The organism is Leclercia sp. G3L, assembly GCF_021117075.1.
Lineage (GTDB): Bacteria > Pseudomonadota > Gammaproteobacteria > Enterobacterales > Enterobacteriaceae > Enterobacter > Enterobacter adecarboxylatus_C.
This window is the reverse complement of sequence record NZ_CP088263.1, coordinates 176990-203440: the sequence shown is the minus strand read 5'-3', so window position 1 is coordinate 203440 and position 26451 is coordinate 176990. Positions and strand designations below refer to the sequence as shown.

The window sequence follows — 26451 nt, the reverse complement described above, 5'->3', positions numbered from 1 at the left end:
TTCAGTTAAAAGCGTTCTGCATACAGAACGCGGACGGAGACGGCAGTGTTGTCAAACTCATTATCGAAGGTATCCATCCACTCGGTCCTGAACCCCTCGCCCAGCAGGTTATCGATCCCCTGAAGGGACAGAGGCAGGACGGCAGCTAAACGCCCGCCGGGAACCAGATGAGACGCAGCGGCCAGCAGATGCAGCTTAGCCCGGTTGTCAGCAAAAGGAGGGTTCATCACCACGCAATCAAATTTCTGAATCTGATTCGCCGCCGACCAGGCCAGAAAATCGGCTTCCGTGGTCTCGTAACCTTTAGCCCGGGAGACCAGACAATTCAGTGTATCCAGTTCGATGCCGGTTACGTTGACACTTTTCGGGAAACATTGAAGCAAATCCCCGTGCCCAATATTGGGCTCCAGCAGCCGTTCCCCCTCCCCGGCCGCAATAATGGATGCGACGTATTCACTGAGTCGCGCCGACGACGGATAAAACTGGTGGGATTTAATATCAGGCATGGCGCCCATATGTCCGATGAAGCGCATCACTTCGGTCGGGTCATAATCAAACGTCACATGGTAGCTTGTCACTCGGGCACCGAGAAATCGCAGAACATCCGCGTTCACCTGCCGCGTTTTATCAGCGTTCTCACCGGCATAGCCGAGCGATGTCCAGCTGGACCATTCCTTTTCATTCTGGGTAAAATCCAGCTCTGCAAGCTGCATCCGTGAATGAAAATCGATGCAGCGTTTCAGTGCCGGGAACTCCTGCAACGTCGCTTTGGTATGGGCCACGCGTTCAGCAGGCAGAGCCAGAGGGACGATGGCAGCAAGAATGTTGTTAAGCCGTTCGGCGATATCAGGATGCACATCAATGTGCATCGATCCGTTTTTGTAGACCCGAAAACGAATACTGTTGCCATCCAGGCTGATCCAGTTTCTGAATCCAACATGACCAACCATATTCTCAACCATTTTTTTCGTGTCATAGACCGGTTTAACTGTTTCGCCCCGGAAATAAGAACAGATCACCCGCAACTCCGAAAGTGGCATGAGGCCGGATTCTTTAAACTCAACCTTCAGTTTTACCCATTTGTCTTTCACGCCTTCACATACGCCGGAGGTGATCATGCGAGTAGAGAAGCCAAATGCTTTATTGGTTTTGTGTTGACGGCTTAATGACTGAAAGACGGCATAGACACGATCTTTAATGAACTGATGCCGGTCATTGAGCAACGCGACAACCGTGGTAACAACAGCATCGAGTGTAAAATCAGGGATCTCCTGAGGAGGAAGGTGGTAACGGTCAGCAGTAAACTGCTTATCCCATTCTTTCTTCTTTTCGTCAGACATCACAGACAGTACATCGGTCAGGGCCATGACCCTCTTCCAGTATTCTGAACGCAGCGCGTTTTCTGCGTAGCTGGCATCCGCTTCTGAAATGAGATGATTGTATCCGGAGAGGTATGAATAGAGCTTCTGATTCCCGCATTTCAGGAACTGAGCGGACATGGACCTCAGTAAGCTAAGCTCATCGTTATATGATTCGACCTGCCTGTTAATGACATCGAGCTCTTCCCGCATTTCGGGCAGGAAGTTATCGTCGTTAATAAGGAGGCCAGTATGAGGCATATAAGCAACCAGAGAACTCCCAGGGGCACCCATTGGCAGGGAATCAGATTCAACAGCAGACATAGCACCAGTCCTTTTTGAAGGGTTTATCTGATACCAGGATAACAACCTTGAACAAAAAGCTAATAGGTTGGCTGACATGAAAATGGAGAAATTAACACTGCGGAAAGTCAGAAAGACAGATGTGGTTTTAATCAGAAGAAACGGGCCGGAGACAGGACAAAAAAACCCCTACATAGTAGGGGCAACGGGGGGAGAGCCTGGGTGGCTCGCTCTAAAATATCGTACTTCTTATTGTAGTCTTCTCACACTCTGAAATAATTCATTTAAGCCTGTGCTGGGGGTGTTTCGGATTGCGGTTCTCCGCCATTTTTATCGTTTTTCTTGGTTTTGTAAGTCACTTTTTCCCCTTTCAATCGGGCTTGCCGATTTTCGGCCCGGCGAAGCTGCTTGTTTTCTGATTCCGTAATCTCACTTTGCAGGTTCTTGAGCATCTCCAGCATGCTCCGGTTCAGCGTAAAGGTAATTTCTTCATCTTCGCTGGAGTCGGTCACCTCCGGCAACTCGATATCACCGAGTTTCTGCAATAGACTCGTCGTAATGAGTTTGACCCCTTCGACGGCTTTTGTAGCGAGAACTGGTGGAACACGTGCGGGTTTAAAATCGGAAGGGACAACACGGATCTGCCCGCGTGGCGTTTTCTTAATCTGGATACCGCTTGAATCAGCCTTTTCAAGGTCTGCGATCATCTTTTCGATCCGCGCAACAGCTTCCGTTTCACCGAACTCATCGATAAGGGACAGGACTGCTACATAGGAAATGGCATCGGCATGGATCAGTTTTTTGAGATAGACACAGCAGCCGGTTAAACGAATAAGAGCAGCAATTGTGGTATTACTTTTTCCCTCACGTTCGGCAATACGGTCAAGCGACCATCCACCCAGCGCCTGAAGACGTCGGTAGGATTCACCCAAAGCCACAGGAGAAAGAGCCAAGCCACGGTTTCCGTCAATCGTTGTCAATTCGCAGCTGATCTCATCGGCTTTCATCTCGATGCAAAGAATGGTGAGGTTAGAATGCCCTTCTGCCACAGCCATCAAAGCAGCCTTTAAACGGCAATGTCCCTGGCGAACGTACGGAATGCCGTCTTTGATCAGAACGCGGATAGGGTCTACGTAATCACCCCGGATGTACGCATTCTTGATGTTATTGAGATGATCGGCGACTTCTGGCAACTGGTAATAAGCTTCCCCCATTCCCATCTCACGGGAGTTGAATCCTTCCGTGATTTGAACCACGGTTGGGCTGATAGCCCATGCTTTCTGTTCAGTGACTTCATTACAAAGGTCAGGGTTCGCGTCGCGGAACTGCTTCATACCACTGACGAATCGGCCGGAACCGGTCACTGTTGAAAAAGACACGAGTGGGGATTTAAAGACCCGTGAGTTAGTTTGCTGTTGGGAATCAGTCATCAGATCACTCATAGATACTCCGTTGAATTCTTTTTTGTCATACCTTTCATCTGTGCGTGAATACTACCGGAAAAAAAAATCTCACTTTTTCGTTAAAAAGGTACTTTTTGGGTCTATTCCGAATTGAACGAGGAAAATTGTTCTGGCGATCAGAACAAAAAGAAAAAATAACTCAAATAAAACAGATGGTTATGGTTAATTCGTAAAGGATAAACTTTTTTCTGAGAAGTGAAAAAAAATTAAAAAATGTGTCGAAATGACAATCTCGTTAACAAAAGCCACGTTTTTTCCTGCTCATACCTTATTGGTAGCAATCCGCCTTTCGGTACCATAAGTGTGGCATACCGATAAAGCTGAACGGAGAAGACTCGTTGCGAAAACATACACCAATCATCAAATGGGCGGGGGGTAAAACCAAACTGATGCCGTTCCTCAGTAAGCACTTCCCACATGATAAGAGCCGACGCTGGGTTGAACCGTTTATCGGCGGTGGCGCCGTGTTTCTGAACATGTTTGCCACCGAGGCTCTCCTGGCAGACAGCAACCCGGACCTAATCAATCTGTACCGCAACATACAGCGAAATAAACCGGCATTCATCAGAGAAGTGCAGCTGCTGGCGGAAAGGCATTTTGAAGAAGAGGATTACTACGTGCTGCGTAATACCTTTAACAGCACCAGTTTTGATGATGCCCCGCTACAACGAGCAGCCATTTTCTACGCGATGAATCGACTCGGATATAACGGTCTGTGTCGTTACAACCTGAAGCGAAAGTTCTCAGTTCCATGGGGAAAGCGATACCAGTTCAGTCTGGATATCCAGAAGGTTGATTACCTCTCATTCAGGCTTTCGAGCGTTGAATTGAAAACCGCAGATTTTGGTCAGACGCTGGAGTTTGCAGGTGGTGGTGACCAAATATATTGCGATCCGCCATATGACAAAATCAGTAAAACCAGCTTTGTAAGCTATGATGGTATACCGTTCGATAAGAGCGCACATGTTAAACTGGCGGATATGCTGGTGGATGCTAATCGTAAAGGGGCCTCAGTGGCCATATCCAACAGCATGACTCCCTTTACGCTGGAGCTCTATGAAGAACGCGGTTTTGATATTCATACTCACAACGCTTATCGGTCTGTCGGCAGTCAATCAAAGTCGCGTAAGAAGGAAATAGAAATTCTGGCCGTCCTTCGTTGAGCGGCGATCAGTAGTTAGTCGATCGGGCTTATCCATTCCTCGAAGCTCAGCACTTCGGAATGGTCACGGCTGGCATAGGGAATAAACTGAAGCTCTTCAATTGATCGCTCCCCTCTCTTACCTTCGCATATAAACGATATGAACCCCTGATCTGCAAGTTGGGTAAGGACATTCATGATTCGTACGTTCACTGTATGCAACTGAAGATCATTCACGATATCGGTAATTTTGTGTGAATGGCGCCGGGACTTTCGCAAATAATCAAAGATGACAAACTGGGCATTCCGTCGCTTCAATAATTTTTCCGTCATAAATTCCTGAATTAATCCCCCCAGCAACATCAGGAACGGACGAAGTACCCCAGGGAACGTTAACGTATAAGACTGCGATGTTTTGACCAGAGTGAAGGACGTCAGGAAGCTGAAGTTTAGTCGCTTCTTTGAATACGGGACATAAACAGCCAATGTCGTAGACAAGTAAGTAAGCAATTCTTCCAGATGAGCGCGTGTGATCATGACCGTCTTATCGCTATTACGAAGACCGTGATAATCAATAAATGCCACTCTGGCACGACTCAGCCACTCGTGAATGCTTATGGATACAGTGAACGGTGCGTTTTCATCGGCAGAAATGACGCCGTGCTCAGCGAGTTGGTTATGGATAAGCATAGACAGCTGGTAAAATGGAAAACGGCAGGATGGATGACACTGTAGGCCAGTTAGCGTTAGCTTTGCATTATCCAAGTCATCGAGCGGAAAAGTAACTTTTCGGGAAATAATTTTTGCTGACGTTCTTGCTGACTTGCGGATGAACCCAAGTCCAAGATCATTTTGCATATATCACTCCGTTTTAACAAAATCTCCTTAACCTATATGTTAAGAAGAGACAAAAAATTAAAAAATATAATTAATAAGATTATCATTTTTAATTTAAAAGATTAGTTAATAACGGGTGTTGAATTTAAAATAAATCGGCTTATTTTCGGAGTGTAAAACCGGGTAAAAACCCGATGCGTGAGCAACAGATTTGACGTGAGTGAGTCGGCACGACAGTGCAGAAAGCCGGTGGCTAATGTAAAAACGGCCTGTATTTGGGAGTTCCGGTCACTAGACACCAGGCTATGCTGTTAATTTAAACACAGTCAGTAATGCGTAGGGCACTGAGTCAAAGTAGTGGATCTTTCTCACTTTTCCCGAAAGATGATAGCTATGCCCCAATAAAACGTGATCCTGAACATTACCAGTCAACGCGAATCCATCATTCTGCTTTTTGCCTGTAAAAGTAAAAAAATAGCTATGAGAACCTTTTGAAAACGCAGCTCGCACTTCTGTAAAAATAATGGGTATACGGATTTAATGGTTGATGGGGCACCTTTACCCCACCAACCTGATACCATTATCAGATGGTTGATAGATCGACCCCGTAGTTGAGTTCCTCTGCGAAGTCCGGCAGTCCGTAACCGATGGTTTTCTTGTAGAACGGAGAGACCTTCGCGGTCGGGGCCTTCTTCTTGTGCTTCGTGGTGTAGAGCATTCGTGCCCGCATCACCTCGAAGGAGTAACCACGTCCTTCACGGTTCTTGTCCTTGGCCAGTCGGTTGATGGACTCCGTGTAAGCGTTGGTGACGGGCATGTCCGTCTCGAAGTAGGTCATGATCTCTTCGCGCCAGTTGCCTACAGCCCTGACCAGATCGCTCCAGACTTCCTTCTGGCCCTTCGGGATGGTGGCTATCCACTCGTCCAGGGCGGCTTCTGCCTGGGGCCGTGTGGTAGCGTCCCAGATGCCGTAGAAACGTTCCTTGTGCTCGTAGGCGGCCAGCAGTTGTGGGAATGCGCCGGTCCAGGTCTCCATGATGAGGCGTTCCCGGTTTGAGACTTCGTGAGCGCGTTTCAGCAGGATTTTCCGGTCACCCTTGAGGGTTCGGCTCTGGGAGGGCATCAGCTCCTTCCTGAGGCCCTTGCGCACCTTCTCCAGGGCATCGTTGGCCATGCGCACCACATGGAACTTATCGACCACGATGCGGGCCTGTGGCAGCACCGCCTTGACCGCTGCTCGGTAGGGATTCCACATGTCCATGCTGACGATCTTGACCTTCTGCCGGTCTTTCATCTTCATCAGGTAGTTGGTCATCACGTCCTGACGGCGGGTGGCCAGCAGGTCGAGCAGGGTCCTCTCCTCGATGTTGGTCAGGATGCAGCGGTAGCGCTTGTTCAGGTACAACTCGTCAATGCCGAGAATGCGGGGCGTCTCGAAGCGGTGCCAGCGCCCCAGGAATTCGGCGCGGGCGTTGAAAATGTCGCGTACCGTCTTCTCGTCCAGGCCCGCAATATTATCAAGAGTAAACTATTAAAAATCCATTAAAATCAATACTTTCACTTTGAGAACATGTATTTAAAGTAAATAACAATTAAAGCCTGTATCTTAGTTATCACTTGAGATACAGGCTTTTTATTTATTCGTTCATATAATTAAACAGTTTGCCTAAAAAATCATCGCTAATGGTTAATTGATACTGTTTTTCAACGAGATTTCGAAGTTCCATAACGAGAAGCAAAGAGTTCTTATAGGCTTCATATAGTTCTAATTCATTTAATCGGGCAGTAGTCTTTTTAAACTTTTCATAGTTTTCAGGTCTAATTTCTTTTTCAAGATTCTTTGTCATATTAAACCAATTATCGGCATTTTCTTCCGCAATTCGAATGAGTTGTAGTATATTTTTTTGTAATTGAGATAAAAGTTCCAGTGAACGTGCATTTTCCCCTCTTTTAAGAACATTAATCCCCATTAACCATAGGTTGGAAAAATTATTCAATAAAAAATTTACGTTTTCTTCTGTAAGTCTATTTGGTCCCGGACCTTCCAACTCTGATAAATACAATTCTAGTTGTCCTGTTTCATCATAAATAAACATTGCTTTTGTGTCAGGAATGTAGCCTGATTCTTTGAATGAAGGAATAATATTCATTTCGTTTTCGGAAAGGAAATGAAATTCACCACGTATTAGATTTTCAAAAATTACTACTTCCGTACCGTACTCATTTTGATAGAGTAAAGTGTAGGAAGCGACTTCATTTAGCCATTTTGCTGAATCAAAGGTGGAAATTGTATCATCTTTTAGAAAAACGTAATATTCTATATCAGAGTATTGATCTCCCTCTCCTTTTGTAAAAGAGCCATACATCATACAAGCAGATATTCGTTCATCTGACTGGACAAGTTCCTTAACCCTTGCCATTAGTTCCTTTTGTTTTAACAATTCGATTCCTTCTTTCTTTATTTTGATTCAGGGAGAAATAAAAAATCCTCCCACCTCTCTTTAACCACTTTAACTACTATAAATTATAGACCTTGTTAATTTTTATTTAAAGTAAAAACCTCCCTAATATCCCCCTCCTAAACTACTTTAACTACTATTATTCATTATACTATGGATAAGTGGTATCAGCCACGTAGGCGTAGGGGTGATTGAAGGCTTCCTTCTCCACGTACTCATGCAACCGCAGCGTCATGCGGAAGCCGTCCACCATCTCCGGTAGCTGGGGCCTGAAGGTGGTCTTGCAGGCCCGGCAGGTGTACCGGCGACGAACTACCCAGAGGGTGACCCGCTTGCCGTGGATGGGCAGGTCACGATAGGGAACATCACGCTTGCCGAACCGCACGAACTCACCCTGCACGCAGCACCCCTCGCAGGCTACTGGTGTAGGTGCTTCAAGCCGAAAATGTATGTCTTCATTCTGCTCATCAGAATCCACCAACTGGTAACCAGGAAGGCTTAACGAATTAATCATCTCCCGCCTTGATCAGAAAAACAGGTAGGTGGCGTAACCGGCAATCATCGCCATAGCAAAAATGACTGCTAAAAACGCCGCTAAAAGCTTCAGCGTGAACAAAGAGCGCAACAGAATGAGCTCAGTCAGGCTGGCTCCGGCACTGCCGATGATCAACGCAAGCACCGTCCCGGCACCCACGCCTTTGGCCATCAGAGCCGCTGCCAGAGGTATGACGGCTTCAGCGCGAATATACAACGGCACGCCGATGACAGCGGCAACTGGAATGGCAAAGGGATTATCTGGGCCTGCATACTGCTCCAATAAGTCAGTGGGCATGAAACCATAGATCACGCTGCCAATCGCAATAGCGATGAGCAGGTAAGGCAACACATCGATAAAGTCCGACTAAGCTTCCCGCCACACACCATTGTACTTCCCTTCTTTCTTAACCGTGACAGTGGGTTGACTGTCACAGCATTCGCTAGACGTAGAGACTGTTGTCTTCCTATCAGCCCCGCAAGAAGCCGTCTTCGGAGTGGTGTCGCAGCTGTTGGTGCCGCAACTCGATGCGGTCGATGTAGCACTGCACGGGCTTGCTGATGAACTACATCCACTGCTCTCTTGTGTCGCCGTCCGGCGCACATAACGCTCGAAGCCAAGCGTGTGAAGCAGCCATCCGGCACCTACCGCGACCACCAAAGCGGCGAGCACATAGATAGCAGTAAGTGTCCATCCAAACGTGGCAACCAGCAGGCCGACGACGATAGGATTCAGCAACGGAGATGTGAAAAGAAACACCATCATCGGCCCAAAACCGGCCCGTGCCTGAATCAACCCTTTCAACATGGGGATAGTCGAGCAACTACAGAAGGGCGTTATAGCTCCTAAACCAGCAGCAAGAAAATAGCCTCGCTTCCCACTGGAAGTCAGTAACGCTTCCACCTTGGATGGTGGGATGTGACGTTGAAGAACTCCGACCAGCAAGCTAATGCCAATGAATAAAACCGATAGCTCGATAGCGAGAAAGGCGAACATGCCTAGAGCGTCTTGGAGTTGAGGTGACATTCAATATTACTCCTATATTTCTAGTTTTATCGAAATGATGTACGCAGCCTACTTGCGTTTATCCGACCTGTCAACTATAATTCTAGAAACATCGAATTATTGGGGCGTGCTATGGATCACGAAAAGGTTGCAGCCAGCTTAGCTGAGCTAGGGAATAGTCACCGACTGTCCGTGTTCCGCTTTCTGGTCAAAGCTGGCCATGATGGGGCTTCGGTCGGAGATATCCAGAAGGGGCTGGGTATTCCTGCTTCGACGCTATCACATCACCTTGCGCGCATGGCCAAGGTAGGGCTGATCCGGCAGGAGAAACATAGCCGCACGATTGTCTGTATACCCGAGTATGGGCACCTAGAGAATTTGATCGGTTTCTTACAAGAGGAATGTTGTGCAGGTGTCCGGATTGCGCATGAACCAGAACCGCTTTGACGCTTGCCCAGCTCTCGCTGTCCTCCCTAGTCAGCATCGCTATGAAGACTCAGGCGAAGGTGGAAACAGAAAATTGGCAGTAGAGTAGGCTGAAGAGGATCAATCAGATAATCCGCTGAGAAAGATTTTCTTCTTTACATCTTTGACATTTTATCAACCAGAAATTCCGGATACCCAAAATAATATCAAAACTAACTACATCACCAATGTTGAAAGAATGTTCAATTGGAAAACCGGCGTTTTCTGAAAAAGCTTTAGAAACAGGCTGGTATGTCGAGTAGAAAGACTCCAACTGACGGACTGTTAAAAAGAGATTGTTGTTTAACTGCTGTGCAATGCTTGCTGCAAACTTAGAATTGTCAGCTTGCAGCAATGCTAACTGCTCGCTGTGCCTACGTTTCCAGGCTTCAAGATCGGGATTGCAGCGAAGTTCCGGGATAGTTTCAAGGAATTCAATGCACTCTTTCAGTACCAGCTTTTCCTCTGTGGCTGGAGACGTTTTGGAGCCATTGCATGTCACACAGACGGCGTTCGCAATCTTTCCAGTCCCTCCGCATTCAAAACACTCACGGGTGATAACGGCGTAATAGTGTCCATCTTTACCGTAGATAGGCTTTACGGATGATGGCAGTAAATAACCATCCTGAGTAAAAAAAAGAGAATGTTTCATTTTTTAAGGTTCTCCAGTCGAGCCTCCACGAGCTGTAAAGCGTCAGTTACCTTCTGTACGTATTGATCGTGCCCTTCTTCAAAATGATCAAAACGCTTTCCAGCCTTGATCTCTTCAATGTTGCGATCGAGTGTGCCTTTTGTAATAAGTAGATCGTTATAAGTATTAATTACAGTAAACTGTGCAATCTTGTCCATAAACGGTCCTTAGCATTCTACTCACTTGTTAACAGGTCACGAATTTCATGCAGTTCTGTAACCTTAGATTTTGGAATGATGATAGCAGTATTTTCATCATTCAGAAGGCTTAATAAAAGCTGGAGTTTTGCTTCATCTAGAGTGATCTTTACACTTTCCGTTGTCTTTGTGATGGAAGTGCTGCTGATGTTCGTAAATAAATTGGAATGTTGTCCGTCGAAAATTAATTCGGTGAGTTTATTACTGTCGTTTAGTGCTGGCCGTACAGTATCAATCAGCCCGATAAATTCAGTTTTTAAGCGTTCAGTTTTTTTATGAGAAAGCCGTTTAATACCCAATGAACTGCGAGTGATGGATTTTGTTTTAACTTCCTTAGGAATAACATGAACAGGGAGTGTTTCCGGGTTATCTAGTTTCTCATCGTTTGATGATGTTTGAACGCTTGATGTCTTAGATAAAACAGGTTCTGGTTCAGTTGATGGTACTAAAAGAGAACACGATTCCAAATGTGCAAGGACTTTTGCATGGTCATTGGAATACTTCAACATGATCTCAATCGCGAGTGTTTTTTTAATCAGGTTTAGACTGATTAAACGTTGTAGTTCTAAAGGCATATCAAGGATTTTAAGCTGGTTACGAATAGCAGTGCTAGACCGTTGATAGCGCATAGCAAGGGATTCAACGGTAGAGCCAAGCTTCAGCGCCTCTGCCAGTGCATAAGCTAAGGCTACGGGATTAAGACCGTTATTCCTATTCCCATCAAGGTTCTCCAGGTATTCTTCACTTTTATTCTTATAGTTCATAACAACTACTGAAATGAGCTGAATATCAGCTCCTTCCGCAAGAGCAAGAGATAGTGCTCTGTAACGGCAATGCCCCTGCCTTACAACGTAATTGGAGTCTTTCTTAACAACCTTAATTAAATCGACTCGTCTGCCCTCTTTATAGGCTTGTTTAATAGAAACAATGGTCGATTTTACTGGTTCCTGTTCATAACAAAGTTCACCAATTACCGCTTCACGTGGATTGAATCCAGATTCGATAAAAAGTGCTTTAGGACTGATCTCAATAATCTGATAGTCGCAGTGATTCATATAACCTCCTTTTTATTACATGATACATTAATTGACTCAGTTTCAAATAACCCAAAAGCAAAAAACAATTAATTCGGTGCTTGACTGTAATTTTAGTTATGAAGGAATTAGGCCATTTTAATTTGAAATTTTTAAATCTGAATGGTTTGAAATTAATATATCTTAAAAGCTTCAGATTGATTGATACTTCTTCCGGCTGCATTCCCTACTTGGCTAGAGTCCGAACCTGAACTTTTTAGGTCAGAGTTGGTTAACAGACGGAATTTATCCACGTTTTCCACAAGTTAGATCAATTCTTTAGATCAAGAGAGATCAAGAGAGTACAAAAAAGATCACAGGTGCCGTAAATAACTGATTTTATTATGGAATAAGCATGATCAGGCATTCAGGTGCATGTAAAAAGCATTTGATTGAATAAGAAAAGCATTTACTTGAATTGAAAAGGCATTTAGTTTAATGCGAGAAAAGCATTTGCACGAATAATCTATTCACATCTAAATGTATCAAGGGATAAACCATGGTGGGTAAATTTAAATGAGTGATAACAATGAGGTAACACATCCTTTTGATGTGACCAACACGGAGACAGGGAAGACTTATCAACTGAGTCCAAACTCTTCGAAATCGGTCCAACCCATTGCTTTACTGCGCTTAAGTGTTTTTACCCCGGTGGGAACTAAAGAGAAGCGATACAGAAATTTTGAGGTTGACGCTTCTGATGAGTTGTCGAGCATGGAGCTGGCCCGTTCAGAAGGATACGATGACATTCGGATCACTGGTCTTAAGCTTTCGATGTCAACCGATTTTAAGTGTTGGCTCGGTTGCATAATGGCGTTCAGCAAATATGGTTTCGCTTCCGATAAAATCACATTGTCATTCAATGAGTTTGCAAAAATGTGTGGTATCAGTTCTACAAACATAAACAAGCGAACTCGCTCACGATTTCAGGAGGCGCTAGCAAACCTAGCTTCCGTTGTGATTTCTTTCCGTGATTCAAAAACTGAACGTTTTACTGTCACGCACCTTGTGCAGAAAGCAGTGATTGATCCTAAGAAGGACACCGTAGAGTTGGTGGGCGATCCCTCAATGTGGGAGCTTTACCGGTATGATCATAAAACCTTACTTAGTTTGCAGGTGCTTTCGGTTCTCGCTAAAAAAGAGGCAGCACAAAGCCTGTACATATATTTTGAGGCGATGCCTGCCGGTACGCTATTCGTAAGCATGAAGCGTTTGCGTGAGCGACTTCTGTTGACGACTCCTGTACGAACTCAAAACCAGATCATCAGGAAGGCGATGCTGGAGTTAAAATCAATAGGATATCTTGAATATCAAGAGGTTAAGAAAGGTAGAGATATCCAGTTCCAGATTTTTAAAAGAAGTCCAAAACTTGCTCTGGCAAAACACAGTTGATGCTCCGGGTATAGTACGCACAAAAGTTACTTTGGATGTAATGAGGAGTATGGGCATTCATCCAAATGCTTTTTAATGTTTCTCCGGATTTGAACACCCTTCCCTGTTTCCAAACTTCCTATCATTTCTGATACCCGGGTTCTTCTGGTATTCGTTCGAATGCTTTTCAGAAAAAATCATGCTTGCTAGTTGAGACAACGTAACCTATTCATTTTGCTAGTTTAATAAGACTCATTCATACATATGCCTTTAACTACACTACCCTCCATCGTGTTGTATTGGGCTTTAAACGCAAATCCCTATACTCCTTGTGCCACTCGGCGTATTTACAGTTCCTTAACGCCTGCAAACGACTGGGATATGAGCCTGGTCGACGGCATTTTATGAATATGCAGGCCAATGAAGGACCTAGAGAAATAACATAACATTCTGATAATAAATGAAAATTACTCAAATTGGATATCAAGGAGATGAAAAGCATTTGTTTCAATGGAGAGCAAAAAAGTGCCTTTTGTATAAAAGCATTTGCTCCAATGGCGGCAGAAAAGTGCCTTTTGTATAAAAGCATTTGCTTCAATGGCGGCAGAAAAGTGCCTTTTGAAAAAAGCATTTGTATGAATGCTGCGGTGAAAGTTGCTTTTGGTCGGGAAGCAGGGCTCGCAAGGGACAGTGTAAGGTGCCTTTGTTCGAAAAGCATTTGCACGAATAGGAGAATGCAAGTTGCCTTTGGTCGGAAAGCATTTGAATGAATGGGGAAGTGTAAGTTGCCTTTGGTTGGAAAGCATTTGCATGAATGAGTCCCTGATAGGTGTCTTTGTTTGAAAAGCATTTGCATGAATGGATTCAGAAGAAGTGACTTTTACGATAAGCATTTGAATGAATGGGCACCGCAGACGCGCATTCCCCAATCAGCATTTGAATGAATGAGCTCCGCAGTTTTGCTTTCATCGAACAGCATTCGTATGAATGTGCTCCGCAGAGGTGGCTTTCATTGAAAAGCATTTGTATGAATGGGTGATACATAATCCTTGTGGGTGAAAAGCACTCGCATCAATGGGGGAAAAGTGACTTTTGGAATGTCATCCTTACCGTGTCCTTTGTTAAATATCTGGCTGGATGAATGCCATAAAAATGGTAAAGGGGCAGACGATGCCCCTCTTCCCTATTTGGCATGTTAATTAAACGCACCTTCTTTAATCCGATTACATGCGGGATTCTTTTCTGACATTCGATGGCTAAAAAAACACCAAGCGCAATTAAGTCAAAAAAAAGGTGGTTAACAGAAAAATGAAAGAAAAATAAAAAGTATTATGCCAATGCGTTTTCGTGAATTTAAATCAACACGGAGTAATTATGGAACTGACATTGAATACTAACGTTGAAAGAGGAAAAACTAACGCTTTTGCATTTTTGAAGTCCAAACATGCAAAAGTGCCTTTGTTTATTCTCTTGGTTTTAGCAAATTGCAGTTTTGCGTACGCGGGTTCCGATGATGGAGCCTTCGGCGATATCTGGGCCTACATGAGCGAAGCCTTGACTGGTGCGCCGGGTAAAATCATCGCGTGCGGCATGTTGTTCTCGGTGGCTTATTTCGGCGTTGTAAAACCTAACCTTGGTTTGGCGCTGGTATCAGCATTAATGATGCTGGTTATGGCAAACGGTGAAAAAATTATCAGCTCGTTCCTGGATGCTGGTATTCCTCTGTGATTTGTTAGAACAATAACAATGAGGGGGATATTCCCCCTCTCTGGAGTTTTTATGACAAGCCAGTACGAGATACCGCCACATACATATCGCTTTCCATACAGAATAAATATGCCGTTACTAATTCTATTCTGGGATGCAAAGCAATTGGGTATAACATTCGTGACTATCGCGAGCGGTAATATTTTTGATTTCTTTATAACTTCGGTAGTTGTGGCGGTGGTGTTCTGGTTTGCATATAAGAAAGCAGCAGAGGAAGGGATTAGAGGAAAACTAAAACACAAACTGTGGTGGTACGGCTTTTTTCCTGGAAAATCGGTGTTTAGTAGTCGTTACTTTACCGATCCATTTATCAGAAACCTCTATTCTTGATGGAGCTAAGAATGAAACTTCTCAGCAGGTTAAAAATTCCATTCATTAAAAATTCCAGTAATGGCGATTTTGATAACAAGGATGAGACTTCGCAAAAAGGAGGTGAAGAAGTAAAAGGAAGTTTTCTGGATTCAAAAGCACGCTTTAGTAAAGAAATTGAAGGTTCTGAAATTGGAATTACATATAGTGCATTGATTAAACGCGACGAAAAACTCCTACGTGTGAATACAGTTGCAATGATCATTATTGGGGTTCTGGTTGTAAAAAATCAATTTCTCACTGATCCTGTGACTATAGTGCTACCGCCAAATATGACGGAAGAAGTCAAAGTTGTTGGAAATAAAGCCTCAGAATCATATAAAACGCAGTGGGCCTTATTCTTTAGTACTTTGATTGGAAACATAAACCCAACAAACATCGGTTTTGTTACAACAACTATATTGGATGCGCTTTCTCCGGATTTACAGGCAAAGACCCGGGAATCACTACAGCAGCAAACCAATATAATGCAGGCTCGTGGTGTAGAGCAGTCATTTAAGCCGATCGATATGTATTACGACACCAAAAATGACATGGTCTATGTCTGGGGAACAAAGTCAACTCGTTTGATTAATGTTCCGGACAAAACTGAATCATCCAAATGGACGTTTGAATGGGTCCTGGGAATGAAAAATGGACGACCGCGCATAGCCTATGTGAACCAGTATTCAGGTACACCAAATATTAAGAAAATTACAATCAACGGCAAAGAACAACTGGCAACACTCGATAATCCGCCGCCGTCAATAGGTAACTAATTATGACTTCAAAAAAGGTTTTTCACTGCACCGCGATTACAGCAGTGATTTTGCTGGCAACTTCGAATGTGGTATTTGCTGAAGACTATCAGTTACCGGCGACAGTAAATAATCCGGTAGTTATGCCTGTCGGGGCCGATGAATTTCAGAACGGTGTGAAAAATGCGATAATTAAAGACACTGGCACTACGACTGAGACCGTACAAGCAACAAAACCGACAACTGCTCTGCCAAGTCTTTCACCTGCAAGCAGTGCTTCTCCCGCAGTCAATGAAATAACCGGGGCGTTGTCAAATAACCCTACTCTAGCTGGTTACCAGCAACAGGTTAAATCAGGAAATTTTGATAGTTACGGAAGACCAGCAGGGAAAGAACCTCAACAAAATGCACAAAGTACCGGGTCCCCTTCAAAGGCAGATGAACTTTATGTTGAAGCACGTAATCGCTATAAAGAAGTACAACGAGTAAACGTTCCGCCTGGTGGCAATATTGTACTCCCGGTTTCTCGGGGGCTGCAAAACAGAATTTCGACTTCATTTAAAAATGCATCTGTAAGTACTTCAACGCCAGCTGATGAAGCCAGTATTTTCGTTAATGGCGGGGATGTTTTTATTTCAACAAATACAGATAAGCCTATAGGAATTATGCTTTCAGAAGATTCAGTTCCTGAATCTACTTATAACCTGACACTGGTTCCACTGGATGTACCAGGGGCCATGATTTCAGTAACAACTTCTTTGAGCCCGACAATGCAGGCAAAACGAGAAACTTCTCTTGATAAACAAAATTATGATGAGATGCTGGCACGCTCACAATCAGAAGAGTTGACTCCTTCAGACCCTCGGCAGGATGACCATAAACAGCGGATCATTGATTTGTTGACTCCGGTTGCACTGGGTGAGGTTCCTTCTGGTTTCAGTTTACAAGAAGACCGCTTGTCACGCATACCAAGCTCAGAGCAGTCCCCATGTAATTTCAATATGTACGCCAAGTTAGGTCAAAGACTGGTGGGATCTCGGGAATTGATAGATGTCGTTCTTGTTAAGAATGATAAGCCTTACGGACAGGTAGTGGCTGATCAGCAATGTATAACTGAAGGCGTGGTTGCAAGCGCTCTATTCGATAAAGCATTCCTTCAGCCCGGGGAAGAGACCGAACTTTATATTGTGCGGGATAAATTATTTAAAGAGCGTCAGACTCGTGTTACTACGCGCCCAAGCCTGATTAAAAGATAATATGAGAAAAGCTACTTTTCTTACAGTGATCTCGTTTGGTTTAGTTGTCTTTTTGGGTACCAGTTATTACTACCAAACTAAGTATATCCCGAAAGGCACCGTGAATATATTTCCTGATGTCCACCGACAGGGTGAGATCGTTGATGATGCCTTTGAGAAAAGCACGATTGTTATAAGCGACCCAACGCTTGCGGATAAATTTGTTGGAAGTTCAACCGAGTCTGTCGGTCGGCATGAAGTTAATGTAATAAAAGAATTGGGCACGCAAAATAATGGTTCGAAATTTGTTCATGATGAGTCTGATAAATCAGGTTTGACGGTTGGAGATAAATGGCCCAGGGCTGGTGAACCTTATATCGTGCCTCAGATGACAGAATACGAGCGGAATTTGAAAGTTAAGCGATTCCAGCAACCAAAGAATGGAGTTAATAATGGACATTAAAAAGGCCTGGGAAAATAAAACTGTCAGAATCTCAGTAATTGGTGCTGCATTGATGGTATTGATTGTTGTCATCAGTCAATCAATCTTTACCACACCAGTTAAAAAAGAGAAGAAAACCCAGAAAAAAGATATGCAAACTGGATTCCTTATTGATGATTCACAAATGAACAAGCTGAGTAATGAGGAAAGCCAGAAGACTTATAACGAAATGGTAAGGCAGAACCGTATTGACCAGAACGCTGCCAAGGCTGACCGTGACAAAGCTGAAAAGGCTCAGCAAGAAAACAAAGCACAGATAGCCAGTCTTGCTTCGCAAGTTCAGCAACTCACTACGCAGTTGACTGAAATGCAGACCTCAAGAAATGGTAATCGCAATCTCGATGCAGGCGGACCACGCAACAACGTCAATGAACAAGCCCCAGCAAAGCCATACCAGCTTAATCCAAATGCAGCGGTGAACGGGGTTAGTTCTGGATACGCACCTATATCTCCGACCCGAAACAGTCCAATGCGGACAATAACACAGAGTTCAATTAAGACAAACGGCACTGATGGTGTCATTCAGGTGATGCCGATATCAGAGAACCGGATCAGAGAGGGGCGCGAGGTTGTTGCGGGAAGTGAAAAGGCCCCAACGCGAACTATTCGCGGCGATGGGACTGCACCTGTTGATAGTAAAGCTCGTCATGCGGCCCGTAAGGATGAAATGTTTCTTCCAGCGACGTCAATTATTACTGGGGTGCTAATTACCGGGCTGGAAGCTCCAACGAGTTTGTCCTCTAAAGCAGAACCGATGCCGGTTACCATGCGCATTAAAAAAGACATCATCATGCCTAACAATTACACGATGGATTTGCGTGATTGTAATTTATTGGGTTCTGCTGTGGGGGATCTGGCATCTCAGCGTGCGTACATTAGGGCAACCTCCATATCGTGTGTCAACTCGAAAGGAAAAGCATTCGACGTAATAGTGGAAGCTTATGCGGTTAGTGAAAATGACGGGAAAAATGGCATTCGTGGGAATCTGATAAGCAGAAATGGAAATGCGATTGCAGGTTCTGCGTTTGCAGGAGGGCTGTCAGCATTGGCGGGGAGTCTGAGTCCATCAAAGGTGTCTTCGCTTAATATAGATCCAAACTCTACGGCACAATACCAATCGCCAAACATAGGTGCATTAGGAGCGCTGGCCGGAGCCGGTGCAGCTCAGGGGGGTCTAAACCGTCTTGTGGACTACTATACGTCAATAGCTGAGCAGCAGTGGCCAATTGTAGAAATTAGCCCAGGGCGCCCAATTACTTTTGTTGTTCAAAAAGGGGCGACAATACCTACAAACCTGACAAGCCGCTGAGAATAATTATGGAAAATAACAACGACAATGAATCACCAAAAAAGAGTGAGTCTGCTGATAGCTTAAATATCGACGCGGCTAAACCGGTTGGGGGTATACGTACTACCAAAAAAGTAACTTTAGAGATCGATATCGAGAAAACTCTTAAGTATCTGATGGTCGCAGGCCTGGCAGTTCTTATCGTGATCTATGGATACAAGGGTGGACGTTTTGTATATGACAACTTCAAAGCAATGTCGCAACCGGCCTACCAGATTGCCGTGCTGGATATGCAAACTTTAAGAAAAGTATTTAATAAGCAAAATCCGGTGTTGGATTCGCAGCAATCCAAAACTAACTTTGAAAATTATTTTAAGGCATTAATGAAGGTTTACCGTGAACGTGGCTATTTGGTTATTGATGCATCCTTGGCAGTAACTATTCCAGAGAATGTTGAAATAGTCTCTTATATCGACCTTGGTGGAAGTTTTGGTGAGGTACAATCTCTTCCAGGCGAACCTAAAGAAAGTGAGATTCGATAATTGAAAAAGTTACTTTTGTCTCTGCTGATTTCCATTACCTCAGCGTGCCCGCCGCTTACTCTGGCTGTTGAAAATGTATTAAACAATCGTGATGCCGCTGCGTTAATGGAAAAGGCAAAAGAAGGTGGAGTATCAACGAAACCTTTAGACGGTGTATTGGCGAAAATGAAAAGCTATAAGCCTAAAGATGCTATTTACATCCCTACTGGCGGTCTTTATTTGTTCCAGGATGAACGTTCTCAGTTGATGGCGGTGACCACTGACGGACGGTATACAATCACGGGGGGGAGCGTCATGGACATTCTTCAGAGAAAGTCAGTGTTATCAGTAGAGGATATACGAAAGTCGTTCTTTATTAATTTAGACGACGCCCCTTTCCCTCTTGAAACTGTGGCATCGATACCTTTAGGAAACCCAAAACTCAAACGTCAAGCGGCAATATTTATTACGCTTGATTGTGACGGTTGTCAGGATTTAATAAAGAAATTCTATGATGAACGCGAAAAGTATCGGGTCGATATAGTTTTAATCCCCTCCCCCGGCGAGCCAAAGCAGGAATTGCGTCAATTATGGTGCAGTAAAGAAAAAGGCAAAGTGAATGATCTTGATATCTTGCGTTGGCTTATGGGTAATAAGGCCGATATAGAAAAACGACTCCTGACGAAAGAAGAGGCAGAAGCATGTCCGGCTGAACCGTTAGTCGCGTCATTAATGCTGGCTGGCATTTATAAATTACAGGGAGTCCCCTCAGTTGTAAGACAGGATGGACTCGCTGGTAATGGCATACCGAAAGATTTTGATTACTGGTTAAAACAAAGTGTCGAACCCTTACTCAAAAACCCATTTGATACTAATTAAGGTAATGAAATGAACATTAAAAAAGTTATTTTCAGCGCTCTGGTTGTTGGTTCATCTTCATACCTGGCGGGTTGTACTATTGGCAGCGCAGAATCTGAATGCCCGGGAATTGAAAAAGGAGTTATTTGTAAAGGCCCGCGTGAAGTTATGGAACTGACGAACAATCGTGATGATCTCTCCGGCCTTGGGGAGGAAGAGGCTAATTCGGGAAAGGGGAAATCGGCTGTCAATGACAGCCAGTACCCTGCCCAACTAACGCCGCCTGGCGCAGTGCAGTACCCCAAGTCGTCTGTACTTGTTAATAAGCCAGTGACATACACAACGACGGAAGTAAAACCGGTTGGACAGCTCCCGGTGATGTATGATCAGACATTAAAAATGGGGGCGCCAACTTCAACAATTGGACCACGGCCAATCAGCGGGAATCCTGTTAATTCTAATGTACGGATGACAACGAGTTACAACTCAAATGGGTCATCCGTTAACCCCTTTTTGCATCCGTCTGCTGAAGTCGTGAAAAAAACAACTCAGGTTGTTACTCCCGCGCCTGCACCGCGCTATGTAGCACCAAATTCTGATATCAATGCAAGTAAAGACCTTTATTCCATTAACAATGGACAGCCAGTAAATCCTACGCTCAGCTCTGGGCAGGTACAGCAATACCGTACACAAGGCTACAAACAGGCAGTCGTTGCACCAGAGCCTCTTGCTGTGCTTCAGCAAGGCCGCGTCATGAGAATCACCTTTGCACCATATACGGATGATAATGACGCGCTAAATCTGCCTGGCTTTGTTTATGTGAATGTCAAACCGCAAACTTGGATTGCGGGCAAAAATTCAACATCAAATCCGGCACGAATTGTTCCTTTGGAAGTCCAGGATGCGGCTCGTGAAAATATGCAACAGCAACAGCGAGCAACGAAAGCAGTTTCGTCAAACGGTATTGTGAGACAACTCTGAGGTCACGAATGAGATCAGCTAACGTCTATAATAAAGAATTAAGCCGTCATCAGTTAGGTGGATTTATTCCCGTGTATGATCAGATTCCGGGTACACATTATTTTCTACTTGACGGAAACCGACTCGGTTTTATGTTTATCTGTAGTCCGTCGCCCGGTGTCTTTGATAATCAGCAGGATGTGTTAACTGAATTATTTAAAATGGACTTCCCAACTGACACCATCTGTCAGACCTCATTAACTGCGCTGCCAGACTTGATCTTGCACTTAAGTGCCTGGTCTGCCGTTCGTGGTGGTCGAATGGAAGGTCATGATAAGCTTAAGGGGGATTTACTCACTGCATATCAACTGGATTATTATGACCGAAGCCTGAATGAACCTTTGAAGCCGGACCACGATAAATTGATGCTTCGAGATTTTCAGGTCTGGATTTCCTTTTCAATTCCATTGAAGTCAGCACTTCCTTCTGAAATAGAAAAGACTCGCATTGATGCGCTTTACTCTGACTTAATCAGTAAGTTGAATACAGTAGGCCTTTTCCCACACAAAGTTGGTGCTGAAAATTGGCTTTATTGCATGGATAAGTTATTGCATCCGGGAAAAACATCGCGTTGGTCTGAAGGTCATGTTGAAGCTAGCACCATGAGACGCCTAAACGAGCAGATCAATGTACCGGGTCGAAAATATACAGTGACAGAGAATCATTTCTCATCTACAACGCAGAGCAATGATATTTCTGAGCATCGTTATTTCAAACAATTATCAGTAGTGAAGTTTCCAGAATTTGTAAACTTTGGCTGCATGTATGAACTTGTAGTTAATTGGTTGAATGGACGTAAAACGATCTTTAGCCCTTTCATGATAACCCAGACTGTCCATTTCGCCGATCCTTTAAAATTATCAAGAGAAAACGTCAGATATAAGGCAATTACTAACAAACAAGCCAGTATTCCAACAGTTTTGACGTTTTGTCCAAGATTAAAGGATATGGATAATGATTACATGACGATAACACGCGAACTTGAAGATGGGGCTCGCCTCCTACACAGTTATCTGACATTTACTGTAATGGGGAATTCAGCAGTTGATGTTCAGTCTGCCGCAGACCAGTTAAAATCATTTTATCTGGAAAGTCGTGTTAATGTTGCTGATGACTCGTACATAGTATTTCCCTCATTTGTTTCAAGCCTGCCAATGTGTAATGACCCAAAGACAATACTAGAACTGGATCGTTTTGAGGTCGTGAGTAATACTGGTGCTGCGCACATGACCCCCATATTTGGTCCTTGGAAAGGTAATACGGACAGACCCGTACTTAACCTTGTCTCACGAGAAGGACAGCTGTTGGGGCTGGATATCTTCAAGACTTCTGCCAGCTATAACATGGTCGTTGGTGCAACGTCTGGTGCTGGTAAATCATTCTGGGTCGCATACATCATTAATAATTATCTAGGCGCAGGTCCGCGTTCTAATAATCTGATCCATTATCGAGATACTTTTGAGGGATTCAAAAACAATTCTTATGATGCATTTGACCCTGATGGAGCCCAGATTTTCGTAGTTGATGTCGGACGCTCATACCAAGGTATTTCGGAACAATATACTAATAGTCAGTTTATAGACTTTGGGAAAAAGCCTGATTTTACGCTAAATCCATTCGCATTTTTGACTGATGTGACTGTTGGAGAGCGTGTTTTTGATGAAGCACCTGTCTTTAATGACGATTCAAATAATCATGATGATGATAAGGATAAAGTAGCCCAGACCATTATGGTTCTAAACCAGTTAAAAATAATGGCATCTGAAAAAGGAAATATTGATGATTTTCAACAATCGGTCATGCTGCAACTGATTAGTGAAGAATATAACGAATCACGCAAAGTTGGACGTACAGGCTCTATTACTGGATTTGCGCGACGCTGTTCTAACCATGAAGATAAGCGTATTAAAGATATCGGTGACCAGTTGGGGCAATGGTGTGAAGGAGGGATTTATGGGAATCGCTTTACAGAAAATCTCCCGCCAATAAATTTTGATAGCCGGTTTATTGTTCTGGAACTTGAAGAATTGAAGGGGACCCCACACCTTCAGACTGTCGTTCTGATGTCGATTATTCAGGCCGCTCAGCATGCAATGTTTATCAAGAAAGACGGACGCCGCCGGTTGTTCATACTTGATGAGGCATGGGAGTATATCCGTCCGGACAATGCTTCAGGTTCCAGTAATCATTCAAATCAATTTTTCTCCTCTTTCCTTGAGGCCGCTTGGCGCCGATTCAGGAAAACGAACTGTGCCGGTATTTGTATTACTCAATCCTTTGAAGATTACTTCACCTCATCGGTTGGTCGCGCACTAACGGCTAACTCGCCGTGGAAGATCATCATGAAGCAGGAAAAGGAAAGTATTGAAGCCATGAAGGTGAACAACTACTTCTCCACAACTGATGCGGAATATGAGCGTATGAAAAATATTCGAACGGTAAAGCGTGCATTTTCCGAGATGCTCGTACGATTCGAAAATTTCCAGGAGATATGTCGCCTCTATGTAGATAGAAAAATGGAGCTTTGCTTTACGACTGACAGCACCGATCGTGGAAAACTATGGGAAATCCAAAGCCGACTTGATTGCTCTTACGGCGAAGCAATTGAGATTCTGTACGAACAGGAAGTTGCGAGCAAATCAGCTGCCTGACGTTTTAAGTTACTGGTTACCTCATTTTGTTTTGACTGAGGTATCCAGTACGTCTTTGAAGTAAATAGTTGTTAGCTGTCATTGCCTGCCCTCCCCCGAAATAATAGCCCGGGTTAAGAATATCTAGCTCGGATTAAGTCCTCTCAAACCGTCATACATGAAATTCGATGCCTTTGTCATTCTTCTTTTGAAGGTGAATGAATATGATGAAATTTACTCCAGAATTATTCTCCCTACCAGGCTTTTGCTGTGAAGTTAATCAGATCAGGTATTATGTTTTGGGTACAAGAACCAACCAAGGGGGTGTGGTTTTTGTATGGCAGATACAAACATCATTTTTACGGTTATAATAAATAACCATTATATAGATGAATTTATCGTTTTTTCTTTTAAGTCTTTGAAATAATTGGATCTAATATCTAGATGATGGTTGTATAAACTATACGTTAATTAGATTTGAGAATGCAACTGTTATGCGATGCGTAGATATTATTAAGGTGAATGGTTTGTTAAAACAACCAAAAAACAAGTAAGATCAGGTCTTATCTCCATAATAACTTAACCATCTAACTTTCTGGTTGGAATAAGAAACCATTTTAAGCTTATTCAATAACGAAATTTAACCACTTGAATCGACTGACCATGGTAGAAAGTTGGTAGGGTACCGTGGCATTGAGCCCCCTTAATCGCCAGACCATGGAGGGAAGCTGGTTGCGTACCGTGGCATTTAACCCCCTTAATCGCCAGACCATGGAGGAAAGCTGGGCGTGTCCCATGGAATTTAACCCCCTTAATCGCCAGACCATGGAGGAAAGCTGGTCGTGTCCCGTGGCATTTAACCCCCTTAATCGCCAGACCATGGAGGAAAGCTGGTTGCGTACCGTGGCATTTAACCCCCTTAATCGCCAGACCATGGAGGAAAGCTGGTCGTGTCCCGTGGTATTTAACCCCCTTAATCGCCAGACCATGGGGGGAAGCTGGTCGGGTACTGTGGCATTTAACCCCTTAATCGGCAGACCATGGAGGGATTATTGCCGGGTACCAGGCCATTTAACCACTTACTCGTCTGTACACGATGGGATGCTGGTTGCGTAGCGCGGAATTGCTCCCCTATTCACCAGTTCTTTGCTAAAGGAAAGCCAGTCTAAAAGGTTTTCCGGCCAAAACTTTTTTTGTTTCACTACAGTTATTCGCCCTTCCGTTCAGCGTGATAAAATATACAAAAACGTAGAGGTAACCCATAAAAGTAAAAGAGCTTATAGACCAGCTTAAAAGGCTCGACCCGGATGCGTATGTAGTAGTTGCTGGATTTGAAAACCAGTGTACTGGACACGTGGCTGAAGCAGATACCATTAAAGAATGCATGACAATTCCTGTACGAGCGGACAGCGTGTCAGGTGACCGTACGCTTGCAAAAGATGGATCACCTTCAGTCTAGTTGAGGGGGGGAGATGACTACCGCACGGAATACTTCGTTAGTGCAATAGACGACACGGATGAATTGGCCTAATTATACGAATTGCCAAAAAACTCTTTTATTGTCAATTGGGGGTATGGGCAATTCATATTGATTGCCAAATATTTTTTGGGTATTCGGGATGTCCTAACAACAGGATTTGCCGAATACCCTATTTTTTTGCCAAATATTTCGTCATTCTAAGTCGAGATCCAGGCCGAATATCTTTTAATCTAATCCACTCAATAGACAGATTCTGGTGGGATACTTATTGTGTACCGTCGTATTAAACCCACTTAACCGCTAGGGCGTCACGTTGTCCTGTCTGCAAGCCGAGGCAATTTCCCCTTTAGCCAATGACCACGGTGCCTGCTGGTCGGGTACCGTGGGATTTAACCCCCATAATCGCCAGACCATGGAGGCAAGCTGGTCGGGTACCGTGGCATTTAACCCCCTTAATCGCCAGGCCATGGGGAGGCTGGTCGCGTAGCGTGGCATTTAACCCTTTAATCGCCAGGACATGGGGTCATGCTGGTCAGGTACCGTGGTATTTAACTCCCTTATTCGCCAGACCATGGGGAATGCTGGTCGCGTATCCTGGCATTTAACCCCCTTAATCGCCAGAGCATGGCGGGAAGCTGGTCGGGTACCGTGGGATTTAACCCCCTTAATCGCCAGACCATGGAGGAAAGCTGGGCGTGTCCCATGGAATTTAACCCCCTTAATCGCCAGACCATGGAGGAAAGCTGGTCGTGTCCCGTGGCATTTAACCCCCTTAATCGCCAGGCCATGGGGAGGCTGGTCGCGTAGCGTGGCATTTAATCCTTTAATCGCCAGGACATGGGGTCATGCTGGTCAGGTACCGTGGTATTTAACTCCCTTATTCGCCAGACCATGGGGAATGCTGGTCGCGTATCCTGGCATTTAACCCCCTTAATCGCCAGAGCATGGCGGGAAGCTGGTCGGGTACCGTGGCATTTAACCCCCTTAATCGCCAGGCCATGGGGAGGCTGGTCGCGTAGCGTGGCATTTAACCCCCTTAATCGCCAGGCTATGGGGAAGCTGGTCTCGTAGCGTGGCATTTAACCCCCTTAATCGCCAGACTATGGGGAAGCAGGTCGCGTAGTGTGGCATTTAACCCCTTAATCG

Annotated in this window: 21 protein-coding genes and 3 pseudogenes; 13 read left to right on the top strand and 11 right to left on the bottom strand. The window is 44.4% G+C overall.

The window, feature by feature from the left end:
- Nucleotides 1–5 precede the first annotated feature (5 nt).
- Nucleotides 6–1682, bottom strand: a complete 1677-nt coding sequence (locus LRS40_RS01045; RefSeq protein ID WP_001277090.1) for a DUF4942 domain-containing protein — start codon at nt 1680–1682, stop codon at nt 6–8.
- Between the two features lie 263 nt (nt 1683–1945).
- A complete protein-coding gene (locus LRS40_RS01040) occupies nt 1946–3103 on the bottom strand; it encodes a DNA-binding protein (protein ID WP_001281654.1) in 1158 nt (385 codons plus the stop codon).
- 410 nt (nt 3104–3513) lie between these two features.
- Here LRS40_RS01040 and LRS40_RS01035 point away from each other — a divergent pair, with 410 nt between their 5' ends.
- On the top strand, nt 3514–4287 hold the full coding sequence (locus tag LRS40_RS01035) for a Dam family site-specific DNA-(adenine-N6)-methyltransferase (RefSeq protein ID WP_005046551.1): 774 nt from the start codon (nt 3514–3516) through the stop codon (nt 4285–4287).
- Nucleotides 4288–4301: 14 nt separating this feature from the next.
- On the opposite strand, the gene LRS40_RS01030 is transcribed toward LRS40_RS01035, so the two are convergent.
- The 5 genes and pseudogenes from LRS40_RS01030 to LRS40_RS01010 form a co-directional block, all read right to left on the bottom strand.
- Complete coding sequence (locus tag LRS40_RS01030) at nt 4302–5123, bottom strand: hypothetical protein (RefSeq protein WP_001178650.1); 822 nt, start codon at nt 5121–5123, stop codon at nt 4302–4304.
- Between the two features lie 562 nt (nt 5124–5685).
- A pseudogene (locus LRS40_RS01025) lies at nt 5686–6609 on the bottom strand (ISL3 family transposase); the annotation flags it as partial.
- A 130-nt stretch (nt 6610–6739) separates the two neighbouring features.
- Complete coding sequence (gene lnu(G) / locus LRS40_RS01020) at nt 6740–7543, bottom strand: lincosamide nucleotidyltransferase Lnu(G) (RefSeq protein WP_136655517.1); 804 nt, start codon at nt 7541–7543, stop codon at nt 6740–6742.
- A gap of 178 nt (nt 7544–7721) precedes the next feature.
- Nucleotides 7722–8075: pseudogene (locus LRS40_RS01015) on the bottom strand (transposase family protein); the annotation flags it as partial.
- 12 nt (nt 8076–8087) lie between these two features.
- Nucleotides 8088–9122, bottom strand: a pseudogene (locus LRS40_RS01010) (permease).
- Nucleotides 9123–9233: 111 nt separating this feature from the next.
- Here LRS40_RS01010 and LRS40_RS01005 point away from each other — a divergent pair.
- Nucleotides 9234–9548 carry a helix-turn-helix transcriptional regulator gene (locus tag LRS40_RS01005; protein WP_000349485.1) on the top strand — a complete coding sequence of 105 codons (315 nt, stop codon included), beginning with the start codon at nt 9234–9236 and terminating at the stop codon, nt 9546–9548.
- A gap of 103 nt (nt 9549–9651) precedes the next feature.
- On the opposite strand, the gene LRS40_RS01000 is transcribed toward LRS40_RS01005, so the two are convergent.
- The 3 genes from LRS40_RS01000 to LRS40_RS00990 are packed head-to-tail and all read right to left on the bottom strand — an operon-like array spanning nt 9652 to nt 11509.
- A complete protein-coding gene (locus LRS40_RS01000) occupies nt 9652–10218 on the bottom strand; it encodes a hypothetical protein (RefSeq protein ID WP_223417146.1) in 567 nt (188 codons plus the stop codon).
- Nucleotides 10215–10415: a hypothetical protein gene (locus LRS40_RS00995; RefSeq protein WP_000357614.1), complete on the bottom strand. Its 201-nt coding sequence runs from the start codon at nt 10413–10415 to the stop codon at nt 10215–10217. The genes LRS40_RS01000 and LRS40_RS00995 overlap by 4 nt, the downstream gene beginning before the upstream one ends.
- A 17-nt stretch (nt 10416–10432) precedes the next feature.
- Entirely contained in the window at nt 10433–11509 is a 1077-nt protein-coding gene (locus LRS40_RS00990) for a hypothetical protein (protein WP_001015069.1), read from the bottom strand.
- Nucleotides 11510–12043: 534 nt separating this feature from the next.
- Here LRS40_RS00990 and LRS40_RS00985 point away from each other — a divergent pair.
- A complete protein-coding gene (locus LRS40_RS00985; protein WP_001282731.1) occupies nt 12044–12919 on the top strand; it encodes a RepB family plasmid replication initiator protein in 876 nt (291 codons plus the stop codon).
- Nucleotides 12920–13365: 446 nt separating this feature from the next.
- Here LRS40_RS00985 and LRS40_RS00980 read toward each other — a convergent pair whose 3' ends face one another.
- On the bottom strand, nt 13366–13710 hold the full coding sequence (locus LRS40_RS00980; protein ID WP_153253765.1) for a hypothetical protein: 345 nt from the start codon (nt 13708–13710) through the stop codon (nt 13366–13368).
- A gap of 562 nt (nt 13711–14272) precedes the next feature.
- On the opposite strand from LRS40_RS00980, the gene LRS40_RS00975 reads away from it, so the two are divergent.
- From LRS40_RS00975 to trhC, 10 genes are all read left to right on the top strand, one after another.
- A complete protein-coding gene (locus tag LRS40_RS00975; protein ID WP_000424120.1) occupies nt 14273–14626 on the top strand; it encodes a pili assembly chaperone in 354 nt (117 codons plus the stop codon).
- 51 nt (nt 14627–14677) lie between these two features.
- Nucleotides 14678–14995: a type IV conjugative transfer system protein TraL gene (locus LRS40_RS00970; protein ID WP_000203871.1), complete on the top strand. Its 318-nt coding sequence runs from the start codon at nt 14678–14680 to the stop codon at nt 14993–14995.
- Nucleotides 14996–15006: 11 nt separating this feature from the next.
- The gene (locus LRS40_RS00965) at nt 15007–15792 is read left to right on the top strand and encodes a TraE/TraK family type IV conjugative transfer system protein (protein WP_000771920.1); all 786 of its coding nucleotides are present in this window, start codon (nt 15007–15009) and stop codon (nt 15790–15792) included.
- Between the two features lie 2 nt (nt 15793–15794).
- The gene (locus LRS40_RS00960) at nt 15795–17027 is read left to right on the top strand and encodes a type-F conjugative transfer system secretin TraK (RefSeq protein ID WP_000202110.1); all 1233 of its coding nucleotides are present in this window, start codon (nt 15795–15797) and stop codon (nt 17025–17027) included.
- A 1-nt stretch (nt 17028) separates the two neighbouring features.
- On the top strand, nt 17029–17469 hold the full coding sequence (gene htdO, locus LRS40_RS00955) for a plasmid transfer protein HtdO (protein ID WP_001224094.1): 441 nt from the start codon (nt 17029–17031) through the stop codon (nt 17467–17469).
- Nucleotides 17459–18817 (top strand): IncHI-type conjugal transfer protein TrhB, encoded by a 1359-nt coding sequence (gene trhB / locus LRS40_RS00950; protein WP_000351840.1) that lies wholly within the window; start codon nt 17459–17461, stop codon nt 18815–18817. The genes htdO and trhB overlap by 11 nt, the downstream gene beginning before the upstream one ends.
- An 8-nt stretch (nt 18818–18825) precedes the next feature.
- A complete protein-coding gene (locus LRS40_RS00945) occupies nt 18826–19338 on the top strand; it encodes a hypothetical protein (protein ID WP_000429933.1) in 513 nt (170 codons plus the stop codon).
- A 105-nt stretch (nt 19339–19443) separates the two neighbouring features.
- The gene (gene htdT / locus LRS40_RS00940; protein WP_010892304.1) at nt 19444–20196 is read left to right on the top strand and encodes a protein-disulfide isomerase HtdT; all 753 of its coding nucleotides are present in this window, start codon (nt 19444–19446) and stop codon (nt 20194–20196) included.
- A gap of 9 nt (nt 20197–20205) precedes the next feature.
- Nucleotides 20206–21156, top strand: a complete 951-nt coding sequence (locus LRS40_RS00935) for a TraV family lipoprotein (RefSeq protein ID WP_001022266.1) — start codon at nt 20206–20208, stop codon at nt 21154–21156.
- Nucleotides 21157–21164: 8 nt separating this feature from the next.
- Nucleotides 21165–23846: an IncHI-type conjugal transfer ATPase TrhC gene (trhC, locus tag LRS40_RS00930; RefSeq protein WP_001255540.1), complete on the top strand. Its 2682-nt coding sequence runs from the start codon at nt 21165–21167 to the stop codon at nt 23844–23846.
- Nucleotides 23847–26451 lie beyond the last annotated feature (2605 nt).